This window comes from Streptomyces sp. NPDC003036 (genome assembly GCF_040611175.1).
Taxonomy (GTDB): Bacteria; Actinomycetota; Actinomycetes; order Streptomycetales; family Streptomycetaceae; genus Streptomyces.
In genome coordinates, this window is the sequence record NZ_JBEXNO010000001.1 from 142627 (window position 1) to 159968 (window position 17342).

A 17342-nucleotide genomic window follows, 5' to 3' on the forward strand; every position below is an offset into this window, starting at 1 on the left:
TCAGAGCGGGTGCCGCTCACGCGTTCGCGCCGCTCAGCGCTCGGCTGCGGCTTAGCGCTCGACCTCGCCACGGATGAACTTCTCGACGTTCTCGTAGGCCTCGTCGTCGAAGTACTGGACCGGCGGGGACTTCATGAAGTACGAGGACGCGGAGAGGATCGGGCCACCGATGCCCCGGTCCTTGGCGATCTTCGCGGCGCGCAGGGCGTCGATGATGACACCCGCGGAGTTCGGGGAGTCCCAGACCTCGAGCTTGTACTCCAGGTTCAGCGGGACGTCACCGAAGGCACGGCCCTCGAGGCGGACGTACGCCCACTTGCGGTCGTCCAGCCAGGCCACGTAGTCCGACGGGCCGATGTGGACGTTGTTGTCACCGAGGTCACGGTCGGGGATCTGGGAGGTGACGGCCTGCGTCTTGGAGATCTTCTTGGACTCAAGGCGGTCACGCTCGAGCATGTTCTTGAAGTCCATGTTGCCGCCGACGTTCAGCTGCATGGTGCGCTCGAGACGGACACCGCGGTCCTCGAACAGCTTCGCCATGACGCGGTGCGTGATGGTGGCGCCGACCTGCGACTTGATGTCGTCACCGACGATCGGGACGCCGGCCTCGGTGAACTTGTCCGCCCACTCCTTGGTGCCGGCGATGAAGACCGGGAGGGCGTTGACGAAGGCGACCTTGGCGTCGATGGCGCACTGGGCGTAGAACTTCGCGGCTTCCTCGGAACCCACCGGCAGGTAGCAGACGAGCACGTCGACCTGCTTGTCCTTGAGGACCTGGACGATGTCGACCGGCGCCTCGGAGGACTCCTCGATGGTCTGGCGGTAGTACTTGCCCAGGCCGTCCAGGGTGTGGCCGCGCTGGACGGTCACGCCCGTCGACGGCACGTCGCAGATCTTGATGGTGTTGTTCTCGCTGGCGCCGATGGCGTCCGCGAGGTCCAGGCCGACCTTCTTCGCGTCGACGTCGAAGGCGGCCACGAACTCGACGTCCCCGACGTGGTAGTCGCCGAACTGGACGTGCATGAGACCCGGCACCTTGCCCGCCGGGTCGGCGTCCTTGTAGTACTCGACGCCCTGCACCAGCGAGGCGGCGCAGTTGCCCACGCCGACGATGGCTACGCGAACCGAACCCATTCCGGTTGCTCCCTGTGTTGATCTTCGAAGCCCTGCGGGGTCGCAGGGCCTCACTTGGCGGTGTCGTCGGACGGATCCGGCCGGGTGCTGCCCCCGTGCCGGGGCAGGCCGCCCGTCTCTCCAGATGTGTTGTCCTGCTGAGCGGCGTCCCCCGGGGCCTGCGAGCCGGATCGTCTCTGATCCCGCCCCGCCCGCTCGCTCTCGATGAGCTCGTTCAGCCAGCGCACTTCGCGCTCCACGGACTCCATGCCGTGGCGCTGGAGCTCAAGCGTGTAGTCGTCCAGGCGCTCCCGCGTCCGGGCCAGGGAGGCACGCATCTTCTCCAGGCGCTCCTCCAGGCGGCTGCGGCGCCCCTCCAGCACGCGCATCCGCACCTCGCGCTCGGTCTGCCCGAAGAAGGCGAAGCGCGCCGCGAAGTGCTCGTCCTCCCACGCGTCCGGGCCGGTGTGGGAGAGGAGCTCCTCGAAGTGCTCCTTACCTTCGGCCGTCAGCCGGTAGACGATCTTCGCCCGGCGCCCCGCCAGTGAGGCGGCGAGCGCGTCCTCGGGCGCGCTGCCCGGCTCCTCGACCAGCCAGCCGTTTGCGACCAGCGTCTTGAGGCAGGGGTAAAGCGTCCCGTAACTGAACGCCCGGAAGATCCCCAGCGAGGTGTTGAGCCGCTTGCGGAGTTCGTAGCCGTGCATCGGGGCCTCGCGGAGCAGGCCCAGAACAGCGAACTCGAGGATGCCGGAGCGCCTGCTCATGCGTCGCCTCCTCCGTCACCGTCACGCGCGCTCAGCCGGTGCTTATGCCGTGCTGATGTATCGACTCGATACATCCAGACGATAGAACGGTGATCTCCTCACGACAAGTGAGGCCATAGTGAGCGGCGTCACATCACCGATTCACAGCAAACGAGTTGCCTGATTTGGGGTGAACTTCGCCTCTAGGTGGGTTTTGACCGTGCGTAGTCTGTGCGGCATGCACAGCACCGGGAACCAAGCGGCGTCAGGGGGCGTCCTCGTCCTGAGTGCACTCTGTGCATGGCGGATGAGCTCGAGCCAGGGCTGGTCCGTAGTCATTTCGGGGGGACCGGAACTCACTGCCGCTTCCAGGCGTACTCGCCTGCCCGAGGAGTAGTCGTTCGATGAGCGAGCACCGTCGCAAACCGCCGCAGCCACAGGGTGGCGGGCGTGCCGCGGCCAGGCGAGCCGCCCAGCAGCCCTCAGGCCGCCGGGCGGCTCAAGCACGGGGAGCCAGTACGGGGTCCCCCTCAGACGCGTACGGTACGGAGGCCCCTTACGGTGGCCGTGCCGAAGCCCGCCGCGCCGCCCAGCGCGGTGGCGGGCGGGGCCGCGGCGGGGGCGGCGGCCGTGGAGGCCGTGGTGCCGGGGGGCAGCCCGGCAAGAAGCGCCTGATCGACTACCCCCGCCACGACAAGTACGGGTGGCGCCGCTGGATGCCGTCGTGGAAGCTCGTGGCGGGGCTGTTCCTGGGGTTCGCGGGAGCGCTGATGGGCGCTGCGACGATCGCGTACGCGTGGGTCGATCTGCCCGACGAGGACAAGATCGCCAAGGCGCAGAACAACGTCTACTACTGGTCCGACGGCACGCAGATGGCCGCGACCGGTGGTGAGATCAACCGGCAGATCATCGCGTACGACCAGATCCCCGAGGCCATGCGGAACGCGGTGATCTCGGCGGAGAACAAGACCTTCTGGACCGACTCGGGTATCGACCCGAGGGGCATCGGCCGCGCCGTGGTCAACATGGCGATGGGTGGGCAGACGCAGGGTGGCTCGACCATCACCCAGCAGTACGTCAAGAACGCCATGCTCAACGACCAGTCGCAGACCTTGAGCCGCAAGGCCAAGGAGCTGTTCATCTCCATAAAGGTCGGCAACGAGGTCGAAAAGCCCCAGATCATGGCGGGCTACCTGAACACCTCGTACTACGGCCGCGGGGCGTACGGGATCCAGGCCGCGGCCCGGACGTACTTCAACAAGAACGCGAACGAGCTGGACGCCAGCCAGTGCGCGTTCCTCGCCACGCTCCTGAAGGGCTCCACGTACTACGACCCGGCCGGCGCCCCCGAGATCGACCCGGCCGCGAACGCGAAGGACAACACCGAGCGCGCCACCAAGCGGTGGAAGTGGATCCTCGACGAGATGGTCAAGGACAACCATCTCGACGCCTCCGAGCGGGCCAAGTACACCGAGCTGCCGAAGATCGAGCCGCCGAAGAAGAGCGCGACGCTGGGCGGCCAGACCGGTTACCTGGTCGACCTGGCCAAGGCCTACTTCATCAACAACAACGAGCAGAACATCTCGGCGCAGAAGCTGGCCGAGGGCGGCTACGAGATCTACACGACCTTCGACAAGGAGAAGGTCAAGCAGCTCGAAACGGCCGTCAAGAGCGTCCACGACAAGCACATCGACCCCAAGAAGCGCCCGGACACGGACACGCACGTCCAGTTCGGCGGCGCTTCGGTCGACCCGAAGACGGGTGCGATCGTCGCCATCTACGGCGGCACCGACGCGACCAAGCACTTCACCAACAACGCCGACCAGACCGGTGCCCAGGTCGGATCGACCTTCAAGCCGTTCGTGCTGGCGGCGGCGATGCGCGACGGCGTCCGGAACCCGGAACTCGGGGCCGAGCAGGACGAGAGCCAGCGCCGGATCATCGACCCGGACACCGCGATCTACAACGGTGACAACAAGCTCAAGATCAAGAACTACGACGGCACCGTCTGGCAGAACGAAGAGGGCAAGGAGTGGCTGCAGGTCAACGACGGTGATCAGAGCTACGGCGACATCAACCTCCGCAAGGCCATGATCCACTCCGCCAACTCGCCCTTCGTGCAGCTCGGCATGGACGTCGGCATCCCGCAGGTGCGGCAGGCGGCCATCGACGCCGGCCTGCGGCCGGAGAGCCTCGCCAAGGGCAACGTGCCGTCGTTCTCGATCGGTATCTCCGACCCGAGCGCCATCCGTATGGCGGGTGCGTACGCGACCTTCGCGGCCAACGGCGAGCAGCGCGAGCCCTACTCCGTCAAGGAAGTGAAGAAGGCCGGGCACACCGTCTACAAGCACGAGGACAAGGCCTCCAGGAAGTTCTCCTCCGCCGTCGCGAGCAATGTCACCGATGTGCTGAGGGACGTCGTGGAACACCCGGACGGCACCGGTAACAACGCCGCCATCCCGGGCCGCCATGTCGCCGGAAAGACCGGTACCACCGACGGCAACCGGTCGGCCTGGTTCGTGGGCTACACGCCTCAGCTGTCGACCGCCATCGACATGTACCGGATGGACGACAACGCGTCGAACAAGAACCGCGAGTTCCTGAAGATGTTCGGCACCGGTGGTCAGAAGAAGATCCACGGTTCGTCGTTCCCGTCCGAGATCTGGCAGAAGTACATGTCCGAGGCGCTCAAGGGCGAGAAGGTCATGAAGTTCCCGGAGCCCGAGGACCTGGGCGCCGAACCGGTGTGGGGCGGCGGTGCCGAGAGCCCGAAGCCCTCGCCCTCCCCGACGCCGTCGCAGAGCCCCTCGGAGACGCCGTCCGCGTCCCCGTCGGCGACGATGCCGTCCGAGAGCCCCAAGCCGTCCGACTCCTGCGGCCCGCTCGACTGGGACTGCAAGGGGGAGAACGGCGGCGGCCAGACCGGTGGCGGTGAGGACACCGGCGGCGGCGATACGGACACGGGCGGAACGGCCGACGCGGGCACCACCGGAGGCCTGACACCCACACCGACGCCGCCGACCGGGGGCGGCGGAAACGGCAACGGTGGCAACGGCAACGGCGGTGACGGCAACGGAGGAGGCTGGTTCGGCGGAGTGGACGGCTAGCGCCGGACCGCCCCGCGGACGAGCAATACGAGCAACACAAGCAGCACGCGCCGCACCAGCAACACGAGCCGGACGAGCCGGATGAGGGCCGCCGCGCCTGCCGCGTACACGACGTACGCGGGCGGGTGCGGCGGCCCTCGCCGTTGCTCGCGGTTGTCCACAGGCCGCACGGATCCACAGAGGCGTACGGCAGGATGTCCCCATGCCGAGCCCACAGGAGACGCACGTGCACCAGGACCGGCCCGTCGTGCCCCCGACGCGGCGGGACGAGGTCGCGGCCGCCGGCAGCGAGCTGATCGGCGGGCCGTTCGGCCGCTGGGCGCGGTTCGGCAGCAGTCCGCTCACACCCGTGCGGGTCGTCGCGCTCGTCGCGATCGGGATGTTCGCGCTGGGCATGGTCCAGAAGCTGCCCTGCTACAACTGGGCGTGGTTCCGGGGCACCAGCTCGCAGTACACCCACGCCTGTTACTCCGACATCCCGCACCTGTTCCTGGCGCGCGGGTTCGCCGACGGCCTGATCCCCTACTTCGACCGGCTCGGCGGCGACATGGAGTACCTCGAGTACCCCATCCTGACCGGGCTGTTCATGCAGGTCGCGGCCTGGCTCACCAGTCCCTTCGGAGACGGTGTCCAGGCACGCGAGCAGGCGTACTGGATGGTCAACGCCGGCATGCTGATGGTCTGCGCCGCCGTGCTCGCCGTCTGCGTCGCGCGCACGCACCGCCACCGCCCCTGGGACGCGCTGCTCGTCGCCCTGGCACCGGCGCTCGCGCTGACCGCCACCATCAACTGGGATCTGCTCGCCGTGGCCCTGACCGCCGCGGCCATGCTGATGTGGTCACGCGGTCGGGCGCTCGCGTGCGGGGTGCTCCTCGGCCTCGCCACGGCTGCCAAGTTCTACCCGTTCCTCCTGCTCGGGCCCCTGTTCCTGTTGTGCTGGCGAGCCTGGAAGTGGCGGGAGTTCGGGGCCGCCCTGCTGGGCACGGCCGCCTCCTGGCTGGTGGTCAACCTGCCGGTGATGCTGCTGGCCCCCGAAGGCTGGAAGAAGTTCTACTCCTTCAGCCAAGAGCGGCGCATCGACTTCGGGTCCTTCTGGCTGATCATCACGCAGCGCACGGGCGTGGACATCGACGTCGACGCGGTCAACACCTACGCGATCCTGCTGATGGTGCTGGCCTGCGCCGGAATCGCAGCGCTGGCCCTCACCGCGCCGCGCCGCCCGCGCTTCGCCCAGCTGGCGTTCCTGGTGGTCGCGGCGTTCGTCCTCACCAACAAGGTCTACTCGCCGCAGTACGTGCTGTGGCTGATCCCGCTCGCCGCCCTCGCCCGCCCGCGCTGGCGGGACTTCCTGATCTGGCAGGCCTGCGAGGTCATGTACTTCCTCGGGATCTGGATGTACCTGGCGTACACCACCAGCGGCAACAAGCAGGGGCTGCCGACCGAGGGGTACCAGTTCGCGATCATCCTGCATCTCGCCGGGACGCTGTTCCTGTGCGCCATGGTCGTACGCGACATCCTGCTGCCGGAGCGGGACGCGGTACGCCGTGACGGGAGCGACGACCCGTCCGGGGGCGTCCTGGACGGCGCGGAGGACGTCTTCGCACTGGGCCGCGGTGCGCATCCGCCGCAGCACGCGGCGCACGCGGTCGAGGGGTCGCGCGTGGAGTGGGGCGTGGGGCGGGACGTACGGCGGCATGCCGTACGGGACTGAGCCCCCGGCCCGGGCGGTCACGCCCGGACGCGAGGGCAACCAGGACGGCTAGCGGTCGACCAGGCGGTCGAACTGGGTGGTGGTGTGCCGCAGGTGGGCCACCAGCTCGTCGCCGACCTTCGGCTCCTGCGCGTCGGACGGCACGAACAGGATCGACACCTGCATGTGCGGCGGCTCCGCGAACCAGCGCTGCTTGCCCGCCCAGACGAACGGCGAGAGGTTGCGGTTGACCGTCGCCAGGCCGGCGCGGGCCACGCCCTTGGCGCGCGGCATCACGCCGTGCATCGCTTTGGGAGCCTCCAGGCCCACCCCGTGCGACGTACCGCCCGCGACGACGACCAGCCAGCCGTCCGACGCCGCCTTCTGCTGCCGGTAGCCGAAGCGGTCGCCCTTCGACACGCGCGTCACGTCCAGGACGGCGCCCCGGTACTGCGTCGCCTCGTGGTCCCCGAGCCACAGCCGCGTACCGATCCGCGCCCGGAAGCGGGTCTGCGGGAACTGCTGCTGGAGTCGTGCCTGCTCCTCGGCCTTCAGGTGGCTGACGAACATGGTGTGCAGCGGCAGCCGGGCCGCGCGCAGCCGGTCCATCCAGCCGATGACCTCCTCGACGGCGTCGGTGCCGTCCGTGCGGTCCAGCGGGAGGTGCAGCGCGAAGCCCTCCAGGCGTACGTCCTCGATGGCGCTCTGCAGCTGGCCCAGCTCGTGCTCGCCGATGCCGTGCCGCTTCATCGAGCTCATGCACTCGATGACGACCCGGGCGCCGACCAGCGCGTGCACGCCGTCCACCGACGACACCGACCGGACCACCCGGTCCGGCAGCGGCACCGGCTCCTCACCGCGCCGGAACGGCGTCAGGACCAGCAGGTCACCGCCGAACCAGTCCTTGATGCGCGCCGCCTCGTACGTCGTGCCCACGGCGAGCATGTCGGCGCCGAAGCGGGACGCCTCGTCCGACAGCCGCTCGTGACCGAAGCCGTAGCCGTTGCCCTTGCAGACCGGGACCAGACCTGGGAACTGGTCGATCACAGTCTTCTGGTGCGCCCGCCAGCGAGCGGTGTCGACGTAGAGGGAGAGCGCCATGGCCGGCCCGGAACCTTTCTGTGGCTGCGGTGAATCAAAGGTGTGTACGAGGCTTACGAGATTACGCAAGCCTCAGCGGCGCGACATGTAGATGTCGAGCGCCTTGTGCAGCAGCTTGTTCAGCGGGAAGTCCCATTCACCGATGTACTCGACGGCCTCGCCGCCCGTGCCCACCTTGAACTGGATCAGGCCGAAGAGGTGGTCGGTCTCGTCGAGCGAGTCGGAGATGCCGCGCAGGTCGTAGACGGTCGCGCCCATCGCGTACGCGTCGCGCAGCATGCGCCATTGCATCGCGTTCGAGGGCCGGAACTCACGGCCGATGTTGTCGGACGCGCCGTAGGAGTACCAGACGTGCCCGCCGACGACGAGCATGGTCGCGGCCGACAGGTTCACGCCGTTGTGGCGGGCGAAGTACAGCCGCATGCGGTTGGGGTCCTCGTTGTTGAGGACGGTCCACATGCGCTGGAAGTAGGAGAGCGGCCGCGGGCGGAAGCGGTCGCGGACGGCGGTGATCTCGTACAGCCGCTGCCACTCCTCCAGGTCCTGGTAACCGCCCTGGACGACCTCGACGCCGGCCTTCTCGGCCTTCTTGATGTTGCGCCGCCACAGCTGGTTGAAGCCCTTGAGGACGTCGTCGAGCGAACGGTTCGCCAGCGGGACCTGGAAGACGTAGCGGGGCTGTACGTCACCGAAGCCGGCGCCGCCGTCCTCGCCCTGCTGCCAGCCCATCTTGCGGAGCCGGTCCGACACCTCGAAGGCGCGCGGCTCGATGTGGGTGGCCTCGACGTCGCGCAGGCGCTTGACGTCCGGGTCCTGGATGCCGGACTTGATCGCGGCCGCGTCCCAGCGGCGGATGACGACCGGCGGGCCCATCTTCACCGAGAAGGCGCCCTGGTGCTTCAGGTGCGCCAGCATCGGCTGCAGCCAGTCGTCGAGGTTCGGCGCGTACCAGTTGATCACCGGGCCCTCGGGGAGGTACGCGAGGTACCGCTTGATCTTCGGGAGCTGGCGGTACAGCACCAGGCCGGCACCGACGAGCTGACCGCTGGCGTCGAACCAGCCCAGGTTCTCCGAGCGCCACTCCGTCTTCACATCCGCCCACGCCGGGACCTGGCAGTGACTCGCCGCCGGCAGGCTCTGGATGTACGCCAGATGCTGCTCACGGCTGATGGTCCTCATGGTCAGGCTCATTGCGGGGCGCTCCTCGGCAGGTGTGTCCCCATGGGATCAGGGGCTCCGGCTCTCGCGCCGAAGCCTACTGGCACCGGGGAGCGCCCCGTATTGCTGGAGGTTCGATCAGGCCCTAGCCGAGGACACCGCCGAACAGGCCTCCGTGCGCCATGCCGAGGAAGAAGCCGACCGCCGACGCTCCCAGACCGATGATCAGCAGCGTCCGTTCACGCGTCGTCTCGGAGATGTACTGGCCGTAGGCGCCGGTGAGGATGCCCACCAGCCCCGCCCAGGAGCTCACCAGGTGGAGGCCGTGGAACTGCGCGGTGATGAAGGCGAGAGCGCCCAGGACCAGGGTCACGACCATCAGCGTGTCCTGGACCGGATGGGGCTTGCCGTCCGTGGCGAGGAGGGACGAGGAGGGATGACGGTGAAATGCCTGAGCCATGAGGTACCTCCTGGCTGTGCCGAAGGCGGCGCATCGTAGCGCCGCACGCACCCGATGTGTACAGATTGCGTCCCCTCACCACGGGATTTCAACCGGAAGCCGCTGTGCGGGTACTCTGTACGGTCTGCGGCGGTGTCTGCCCATGCCCTGATCACGAGCTCTCACTCACTGAGGGCGATTGTCAGTGGCGGCGGATAGCGTTGCTACGCATCACGACCCTCCTGCCACGGAACGACCGTGGCCGCTGAGTCCAAAGGAGGTGGGTTCCACATGCGTCACTACGAGGTGATGGTCATCCTCGACCCCGATCTGGAGGAGCGCGCTGTCGCCCCCCTGATCGAGAACTTCCTCTCCGTCGTCCGTGAGGGCAACGGAAAGGTGGAGAAGGTCGACACCTGGGGCCGTCGTCGTCTCGCTTACGAGATCAAGAAGAAGCCCGAGGGCATCTACTCGGTCATCGACCTGCAGGCCGAGCCTGCGGTCGTCAAGGAGCTCGACCGCCAGATGAACCTGAACGAGTCGGTCCTCCGGACCAAGGTCCTCCGTCCCGAGACCCACTGAGCTTCCGCTCAGAGGTCGTCGGGTTCGAGTAGCAGCAAGCAGCCAGAAGCAATCCCGCCGAGAGGTTCCCCATGGCAGGCGAGACCGTCATCACGGTCGTCGGCAATCTTGTCGACGACCCCGAGCTGCGCTTCACCCCGTCCGGTGCGGCGGTCGCGAAGTTCCGTGTCGCGTCCACTCCCCGCACCTTCGATCGCCAGACCAATGAGTGGAAGGACGGCGAAAGCCTCTTCCTGACCTGCTCGGTCTGGCGCCAGGCGGCGGAGAACGTCGCCGAGTCGCTCCAGCGCGGCATGCGCGTCGTCGTGCAGGGCCGGCTGAAGCAGCGGTCCTACGAGGACCGCGAGGGCGTCAAGCGCACGGTCTTCGAGCTGGACGTCGAGGAAGTCGGCCCCAGTCTCAAGAACGCCACGGCCAAGGTCACCAAGACCACCGGTCGCGGTGGCCAGGGCGGCTACGGCGGTGGCCAGCAGGGCGGCGGCAACTGGGGCGGAGCCCCGGCTGGTGGCCAGCAGGGTGGCGGCGCTCCCGCCGACGATCCCTGGGCGACCAGCGCGCCGGCCGGTGGCGGCCAGCAGGGTGCCGGTGGCGGCGGAGGCGGCTGGGGCGGAAGCTCCGGCGGCGGCTACTCGGACGAGCCCCCCTTCTAGGCCTCAGGGCCTTTGGGGTCAGGCCTTCACGGGCCATGGCTCGCACCACAACTTCTTGATCACACAGGAGATACATCATGGCGAAGCCGCCTGTGCGCAAGCCGAAGAAGAAGGTCTGCGCATTCTGCAAGGACAAGACCGCTTACGTGGACTACAAGGACACGAACATGCTGCGGAAGTTCATTTCCGACCGCGGCAAGATCCGTGCCCGCCGCGTGACCGGCAACTGCACGCAGCACCAGCGTGACGTCGCCACGGCCGTCAAGAACAGCCGTGAGATGGCGCTGCTGCCCTACACGTCCACCGCGCGCTAAGGAGAGGGTGACCGAATCATGAAGATCATCCTCAAGCACGAGGTTTCCGGCCTCGGCACCGCCGGCGATGTCGTCGAGGTCAAGGACGGCTACGCTCGCAACTACCTGGTCCCGCGTGGTTTCGCGATCCGCTGGACCAAGGGTGGCGAGAAGGACGTGGCGCAGATCCGCCGCGCCCGCAAGATCCACGAGATCGCGACCATCGAGCAGGCCAACGAGGTCAAGGCCCGGCTCGAGGGCGTCCAGGTGCGTCACGCCGTGCGCGCCGGTGACTCCGGTCGTCTCTTCGGCTCCGTGACTCCGGCTGACATCGCCTCGGCGATCAAGGCCGCCGGTGGCCCGGACGTGGACAAGCGCCGTGTCGAGCTCGGCTCGCCGATCAAGACGCTGGGCTCGCACCAGGTCTCCGTGCGTCTGCACGCCGAGGTCGTCGCGAAGCTCAACGTGGAGATCGTCGCCGCCTAAGCGTCGCGTTCAGCGTTCAGCAGTGCAGAAGGGCCGCACCCAGCCGGGTGCGGCCCTTCTGTCGTGTTTCACGTGAAACATGCTTTTCCGTGGACAGCCCTCGCGATGGTTCAGCGGGTGGCGCCGGTGACCAGCCAGCGCCCCGAGCGGGCCCGCAGCCAGAGCGTGAGCATGCGGACGGTCATCATCAGCGCCATCGCCCACCACAGCGTGGTCAGCCCGCCCCCCAGGACGGGGACCAGCAGGGCGACCGGTGCGAAGACGGCCAGCGTCAGCACCATCGCCCCTGCCAGGTAGGGTCCGTCGCCCGCGCCCATGAGGACGCCGTCGAGGATGAAGACCACCCCGGAGACCGGCTGGGACAGCGCCACCACGAGCAGCGCGGGCAGCAGCGTGTCCTGCACGGTGTCGTCGCCCGTGAACAACGGGATGAACAGCGGCCGCGCCAGCACGATCAGAGCGCCGAGGACCAGGCCGGAGGCGATGCCCCACTGCACCATGCGCCGGCACACCTGGCGGGCCCCTTCGGTGTCGCCGGCGCCGAGGTAGCGCCCTATGATCGCCTGCCCGGCGATGGCGATCGCGTCCAGCGCGAAGGCCGTCAGGCTCCACAGGGAGAGGATGATCTGGTGAGCGGCGACCTCCGCGTCGCCGAGGCGTGCCGCGACGACCGTGGCGATCATCAGGATCGCGCGCAGCGACAGCGTACGGACCAGGAGCGGGACTCCGGCCTGAGCGCTGGCGCGTATGCCGGCGGTGTCGGGCCGCAAGGAGGCGCCGTGGCGGCGTGCTCCGCGTACGACGACGACGAGATAGGCGGCGGCCATGCCGCACTGGGCGATCACCGTGCCCCAGGCGGAGCCCGCGATGCCGAGGCCGGCACCGTAGACCAGGGCCGCGTTGAGGACCGCGTTGGCGGCGAAGCCGGCGATGGCCACGTACAGGGGCGTCCGGGTGTCCTGGAGGCCGCGCAGGACGCCGGTGGCGGCCAGCACCACGAGCATGGCCGGTATGCCGAGGCTGGAGATGCGCAGATAGGTGACCGCGTACGGAGCCGCGGTGTCGGAGGCGCCGAAGACGTCGACGAGCCCGGGTGCCATCGGCAGGGTGACGGCGATGACGGCGATGCCCAGGATCAGCGCGAGCCAGATGCCGTCCATGCCCTGGCGGATGGCGGCCGGGAGGTCTCCGGCGCCGACGCGGCGGGCGACGGCGGCCGTGGTGGCGTACGCGAGGAAGACGAAGGCGCTCACGGCGGTGGCCAGGAGGGCCGCCGCGATGCCGAGGCCGGCGAGCTGGGGCGTGCCGAGGTGGCCGACGATGGCGCTGTCGACCATCAGGAAGAGCGGTTCCGCGACGAGGGCTCCGAACGCGGGAACGGCGAGCGCGATGATCTCGCGGTCGTGCCGGCGGCGGGCGCTTCGGGATGGCGCGGGGGCCTGGGTCATGGGTTCAATCTAATCGTCCACAGGTAAGAGATGCAACGGCTTAGTGATCCTTACCTCTGGCTGGGCGGGCGCCTCGGCTGTGGGCCGTTTGTTCTGATCTTGTCGGCGTCGGGAAAGTTTTTCTCCCCCACAGCCGGTGGATGGAAAAAGGCCAGGTCAGAGGCGGTGTTGCGGCGGGGCTATGAGTTTGTCCACACGGCTGTCCCCCGCTCCGTGCACAGGTTCCGTGGAGTTCTCCACAGCATCTGGCTCTTCACCCACAGGCCCTGTGGATAACCAGATTGGCTGACGGTGCCCGCGGGCCTAACGTGGTCCGGCGCTCGCCACGCGAAAAGCGGAGTCGAGCGCCTCGTTTTGTCAGTGCCGTGCCGTAGAAAGAGTGGCACGGCGAGGTCCGCGGAGCGGACGGGAGGAGGTGGGCCGGTGAACATCCCCGAGCCCTTGGACGACCCCTGGGCCGACGCCGGTCCCGGTGACCGTCTGCCCGTCACCCGCCAGCGCGGCAGCGATGCCCGCGGCCGCGCCCGGAGTCGTGAGGAGCAGCACGAGCGCGGCAGCGAAGGCGGCCCGTGGGACGGCGGTGCCGGTGGCTTCGAGCGGGTGCCGCCGCAGGACCTGGACGCCGAGCAGTCGGTGCTCGGCGGCATGCTGCTCTCCAAGGACGCCATCGCGGACGTCGTGGAGATCATCAAGGGCCAGGACTTCTACAAGCCGGCCCACGAGACCATCTACACCGCGATCCTCGACCTGTACGCCAAGGGCGAGCCCGCCGACCCCATTACGGTCGGCGCCGAGCTGACCAAGCGCGGCGAGATCAACCGTGTCGGCGGCGCCCCCTATCTCCACACGCTGGTCCAGTCGGTCCCGACCGCGGCCAACGCGTCGTACTACGCGGAGATCGTCCACGAGCGCGCGGTGCTGCGCCGCCTCGTGCAGGCGGGCACGAAGATCACGCAGATGGGATACGCGGCCGACGGGGACGTCGACGAGATCGTCAACCAGGCCCAGGCGGAGATCTACGCCGTCACCGAGCAGCGCACCAGCGAGGACTACCTCCCCCTCGGCGACATCATGGAGGGGGCGCTCGACGAGATCGAGGCGATCGGCTCACGCAGCGGAGAGATGACCGGTGTGCCCACCGGCTTTACCGACTTCGACGCCCTGACGAACGGCCTCCACCCCGGCCAGATGATCGTTATCGCGGCCCGTCCCGCCATGGGTAAGTCGACGCTCGCGCTCGACTTCGCCCGCGCGTGCTCGATCAAGCACAACCTGCCGAGCGTGATCTTCTCGCTCGAAATGGGCCGCAACGAGATCGCCATGCGTCTGCTGTCGGCGGAGGCGCGCGTGGCGCTGCACCACATGCGCTCCGGCACGATGACGGACGAGGACTGGACCCGCCTGGCACGCCGCATGCCGGACGTCTCCCAGGCGCCGCTCTACATCGACGACTCGCCGAACCTGTCGATGATGGAGATCCGGGCGAAGTGCCGCCGCCTGAAGCAGCGCAACAATCTGAAGCTCGTCGTCATCGACTACCTCCAGCTGATGCAGTCGGGCGGCTCCAAGCGCGCCGAGAGCCGCCAGCAGGAGGTCTCGGACATGTCGCGAAACCTGAAGCTGCTGGCGAAGGAGCTCGAGCTCCCGGTCATCGCCCTCTCCCAGCTGAACCGTGGCCCCGAGCAGCGTACGGACAAGAAGCCGATGGTCTCGGACCTCCGTGAGTCCGGCTCGATCGAGCAGGACGCGGACATGGTCATCCTGCTGCACCGCGAGGACGCCTACGAGAAGGAGTCGCCCCGCGCGGGCGAGGCGGACCTGATCGTGGCCAAGCACCGTAACGGCCCGACGGCGACGATCACGGTGGCCTTCCAGGGCCACTACTCCCGCTTCGTGGACATGGCCCAGACGTGATCGGAGGGCTCCGCTAGCCCGCGGCGCGTAGCTGGAGAAGGTACGCCGCAGTCAGCGCGACGTAGCGGTCCACATCGCGCGAGAGCTCCGCGAGGGCATGTGACGCCCGTGTCCCGGGAATGCCCGCCAGCGCCTGGGTCAGCCGTCCGCGTGCAGGCGCGCCGGTGGCGCCCTGGGCGAGGCGGTCGAGGAGTCTCGTCGCGATCCGGTCCGCCGTCGCCGTGTCGCTCGCCAGCACGCTCAGGGCATCGACCGCATCGCCGTCGTTCCTTCCCTCCACGATCATGTCGACGAGCGTCGGGACCGCATCGGCCGCACCACGTGGCCCGAGCGCCAACGCGGCACACCCGCGCACCACGGCGTCGGGGTGCGCGAGGGCGTCCCGCAGGTGCGCGGTCGCCTCGCCCCCTGGCATCTCGGCGAGGGCCCGGACGGCACGCTCCCGCACCGCGGCCACCGGTGAACCGAGGCCCTCGGCCAGCAGTGCCGAGCCGCCGTCGCCAGACCGCGCGAGCGCCCAGCGAAGGGCCCCGGCGACGTTCGGCTCCGTCTCGGCCAGGGCCGCCTCGACCAGGGCCTCGGTCGGCACCGGAACCGCGTCGACCGAGGCGAGAGCCGCGCGCTGACGGGCGTTGGCGCTCTTCGACTTCAGCGCCTGGAGGAGCGCGACGACCTGGAGGACGTCCTCCCAGCCGGCGGGGTCCGCGGCATCGATCCGGCGCAGCCGCGTGAGCAGCTCGGTCTCCGCGGCGATGCGGGCGCGCGTCTGACGGATGAGGTGGTCCACGAGCGCAGAGGGCGCGAAGCCGGGATCATCGAACGCGCGCCCGATCTCCCGTAGGGACAGACCCAGCGACCGCAGGGTCTCGATGTGGAAGATCCGCTGGATGTCTTCCCCGGAGTACTCCCGATAGCCGGAGCCGGTACGCCCCGAAGGACGCACGAGACCGAGCGACTCGTAGTGCCGGAGCATGCGGGCACTGACCCCGGACCGTCGCGCCACCTCACCGATCAACACGTCCTACAGTCCCTCCTGGCCTGACCCGCCGAGGGCCACGACGCGCTTAGCCTCCTCGATCGCGAACTCGAATCCGGTGTCCGGGTCGCGCAGCAGCCGCTGGGTGGCGAGCGCGTGCACGCGTACCCGCGGGTCGGGGGCGGTCGTCGCGGCGAGCAGAGTCGGCACCATCACCTCTCCCAGCGCGACCAGCGCCCGGCTGAGACTCAGCTGCGTCTCCCGCTCGCCGCGCCCGAGCTGCGTCGCCAGTACCGTGGCCAAGCCGGCCTCCTCGCCTTCCGGTACGAGCACGACCGCGGCCCGCCAGGCGCTCCGTGCCACCTCGTCGTCGGAGTCGGACAGCACCGCCCGGGTGATCGCCGGCCACGCCCGCCGATCCCCGATCTTGGACAGCGTGTGCAGCGCCTGGCTCCGTGCCTGCGCCCGCTCCGAGCGGACTTCGCCGACCAGCCGGGGAAGCGTGAGGGACACCGGGTGGCGGGCGAGCGCCCAGGTCAGCATGTCGCGGACGAAGAACTCCGGCTCGGTCGCGCATCGCTCGACGAGCTTGTCGACGAACCGCGGGTCAGGCGTCGTGCCGACCGCCAGAGCAGTCCGCAGGCGCACGGACGAGCGAGCGTCCTCCAACCCCTGGAGCGCCTGTGTCGCATCCGTCTCCCGTCGTGTGATCGCCATCGAGACCACCTCCTCGGCACGCAGTGAAGGCCTTGCCACCGTGTCAAGGTCAAGCGCCGCCCGCTGCGGGGTGTCAGTCACCGCTTACGGGAAGGCACTCGGCGAGCAGGCCGACGATGTCGCGCCAGGCTCGCTGGGCGTGCTGTGGGTGGTGGCCGACGCCGGGGACCGTGGGATGGTCGACCGGCGGGTGGTGGAAGGCGTGCAAGGCGCCGCCGTAGACCGCGAGGCGCCAGTCGACGCCCGCGGCCTGCATCTCGGCGGTGAACGCGTTCCGTTGCGCGGGCGGCATGATCAGGTCTTCCGACCCGACCCCGGCCCACACCGGGCAGCGAATGCGCGCTGCCTCCCCCGGTCGGCCCGTGGTCAGTGCGTTGACTGTCCCGATCGCGCGCAGGTTGACGCCGCCGCGCCCGAGTTCCAGCCCGACGGCGCCCCCGGTGCCGTAGCCGATGGCGGCGATCCGGTCGGGGTCGGTCCGCGGTTCGGCGCGCAGCACGTCGAGCGCCGCATGGCCGATGCCCCGCATCCGGTCGGGATCAGCGAGCAGCGGTATGCAACGGGCCAGCATCTCCTCGGGGTCGCCCAAATAGCGCCCTCCGTGAAGGTCGAAGGCCAGCGCTATGTATCCCAGCTCGGCGAGGGCGTCGGCTCGGTGGCGCTCGACGTCGCTGAGCCCCATGCCCTCTGGTCCGAGCAGCACCGCGGGCCGGCGGTCGATACCGGCGGGGAGTGCGAGGTGCCCGACCATCGTGAGGCCGTCGGCGGGGTATTCGACCGTGCGTGTGGTGACCGTCATGCGGTGGGACTGTAGTGAGGGCCGAGCACGGCCGGGCCGGTCTTCACCGTCGGCGGAACAGCGGGGTGCGGCAGCCGCTCTCCCGCAGCATCCGCTCTCGCACCGGAACCGCTCCGCACAGGGTGA

General features: G+C 69.0%; 17 protein-coding genes. 7 read left to right on the forward strand and 10 right to left on the reverse strand.

The window, feature by feature from the left end; translation table 11 throughout:
• Nucleotides 1-51 precede the first annotated feature (51 nt).
• The 3 genes from ABZX67_RS00640 to ABZX67_RS00650 all read right to left on the reverse strand — a co-directional run bounded on the left by ABZX67_RS00640 (nt 52) and on the right by ABZX67_RS00650 (nt 2548).
• A complete protein-coding gene (locus ABZX67_RS00640; protein ID WP_355352219.1) occupies nt 52-1134 on the reverse strand; it encodes an inositol-3-phosphate synthase in 1083 nt (360 codons plus the stop codon).
• 50 nt (nt 1135-1184) lie between these two features.
• Entirely contained in the window at nt 1185-1877 is a 693-nt protein-coding gene (locus tag ABZX67_RS00645) for a helix-turn-helix transcriptional regulator (protein ID WP_355352222.1), read from the reverse strand.
• Nucleotides 1878-2386: 509 nt separating this feature from the next.
• On the reverse strand, nt 2387-2548 hold the full coding sequence (locus ABZX67_RS00650; RefSeq protein ID WP_355352225.1) for a hypothetical protein: 162 nt from the start codon (nt 2546-2548) through the stop codon (nt 2387-2389).
• A 24-nt stretch (nt 2549-2572) separates the two neighbouring features.
• On the opposite strand from ABZX67_RS00650, the gene ABZX67_RS00655 reads away from it, so the two are divergent.
• Nucleotides 2573-4963, forward strand: coding sequence for a transglycosylase domain-containing protein (locus ABZX67_RS00655; protein ID WP_355352228.1), 2391 nt, complete (start codon nt 2573-2575; stop codon nt 4961-4963).
• 202 nt (nt 4964-5165) lie between these two features.
• Nucleotides 5166-6674 (forward strand): glycosyltransferase 87 family protein, encoded by a 1509-nt coding sequence (locus tag ABZX67_RS00660; protein WP_355352231.1) that lies wholly within the window; start codon nt 5166-5168, stop codon nt 6672-6674.
• A 48-nt stretch (nt 6675-6722) separates the two neighbouring features.
• On the opposite strand, the gene ABZX67_RS00665 is transcribed toward ABZX67_RS00660, so the two are convergent.
• The 3 genes from ABZX67_RS00665 to ABZX67_RS00675 form a co-directional block, all read right to left on the reverse strand.
• A complete protein-coding gene (locus tag ABZX67_RS00665; protein WP_355352234.1) occupies nt 6723-7754 on the reverse strand; it encodes an alanine racemase in 1032 nt (343 codons plus the stop codon).
• 72 nt (nt 7755-7826) lie between these two features.
• On the reverse strand, nt 7827-8945 hold the full coding sequence (locus tag ABZX67_RS00670) for a peptidoglycan bridge formation glycyltransferase FemA/FemB family protein (protein WP_355352237.1): 1119 nt from the start codon (nt 8943-8945) through the stop codon (nt 7827-7829).
• 112 nt (nt 8946-9057) lie between these two features.
• Nucleotides 9058-9372 (reverse strand): hypothetical protein, encoded by a 315-nt coding sequence (locus ABZX67_RS00675; RefSeq protein WP_355352240.1) that lies wholly within the window; start codon nt 9370-9372, stop codon nt 9058-9060.
• 270 nt (nt 9373-9642) lie between these two features.
• Here ABZX67_RS00675 and rpsF point away from each other — a divergent pair, with 270 nt between their 5' ends.
• The 4 genes from rpsF (at nt 9643) to rplI (ending at nt 11362) form a co-directional block, all read left to right on the forward strand.
• Complete coding sequence (gene rpsF / locus ABZX67_RS00680; protein ID WP_003956532.1) at nt 9643-9933, forward strand: 30S ribosomal protein S6; 291 nt, start codon at nt 9643-9645, stop codon at nt 9931-9933.
• 71 nt (nt 9934-10004) lie between these two features.
• Complete coding sequence (locus ABZX67_RS00685) at nt 10005-10583, forward strand: single-stranded DNA-binding protein (RefSeq protein WP_355352243.1); 579 nt, start codon at nt 10005-10007, stop codon at nt 10581-10583.
• Between the two features lie 77 nt (nt 10584-10660).
• The gene (gene rpsR / locus ABZX67_RS00690) at nt 10661-10897 is read left to right on the forward strand and encodes a 30S ribosomal protein S18 (RefSeq protein WP_005315025.1); all 237 of its coding nucleotides are present in this window, start codon (nt 10661-10663) and stop codon (nt 10895-10897) included.
• A gap of 18 nt (nt 10898-10915) precedes the next feature.
• Nucleotides 10916-11362, forward strand: a complete 447-nt coding sequence (rplI, locus tag ABZX67_RS00695) for a 50S ribosomal protein L9 (protein ID WP_355352246.1) — start codon at nt 10916-10918, stop codon at nt 11360-11362.
• Nucleotides 11363-11472: 110 nt separating this feature from the next.
• Here rplI and ABZX67_RS00700 read toward each other — a convergent pair whose 3' ends face one another.
• A complete protein-coding gene (locus ABZX67_RS00700; protein WP_355352249.1) occupies nt 11473-12810 on the reverse strand; it encodes an MATE family efflux transporter in 1338 nt (445 codons plus the stop codon).
• A 423-nt stretch (nt 12811-13233) separates the two neighbouring features.
• Between ABZX67_RS00700 and dnaB the strand changes: the two genes are divergently transcribed.
• Complete coding sequence (dnaB, locus tag ABZX67_RS00705; protein WP_355352251.1) at nt 13234-14724, forward strand: replicative DNA helicase; 1491 nt, start codon at nt 13234-13236, stop codon at nt 14722-14724.
• 13 nt (nt 14725-14737) lie between these two features.
• Here the strand turns inward: dnaB and ABZX67_RS00710 are convergent, their stop codons facing one another.
• From ABZX67_RS00710 to ABZX67_RS00720, 3 genes are all read right to left on the reverse strand, one after another.
• Nucleotides 14738-15742 carry a MerR family transcriptional regulator gene (locus tag ABZX67_RS00710; protein WP_355352254.1) on the reverse strand — a complete coding sequence of 335 codons (1005 nt, stop codon included), beginning with the start codon at nt 15740-15742 and terminating at the stop codon, nt 14738-14740.
• 3 nt (nt 15743-15745) lie between these two features.
• Nucleotides 15746-16417 carry a HEAT repeat domain-containing protein gene (locus tag ABZX67_RS00715; RefSeq protein ID WP_355352257.1) on the reverse strand — a complete coding sequence of 224 codons (672 nt, stop codon included), beginning with the start codon at nt 16415-16417 and terminating at the stop codon, nt 15746-15748.
• 73 nt (nt 16418-16490) lie between these two features.
• Nucleotides 16491-17216 (reverse strand): dienelactone hydrolase family protein, encoded by a 726-nt coding sequence (locus ABZX67_RS00720; RefSeq protein ID WP_355352260.1) that lies wholly within the window; start codon nt 17214-17216, stop codon nt 16491-16493.
• Between the last annotated feature and the right edge of the window lie 126 nt (nt 17217-17342).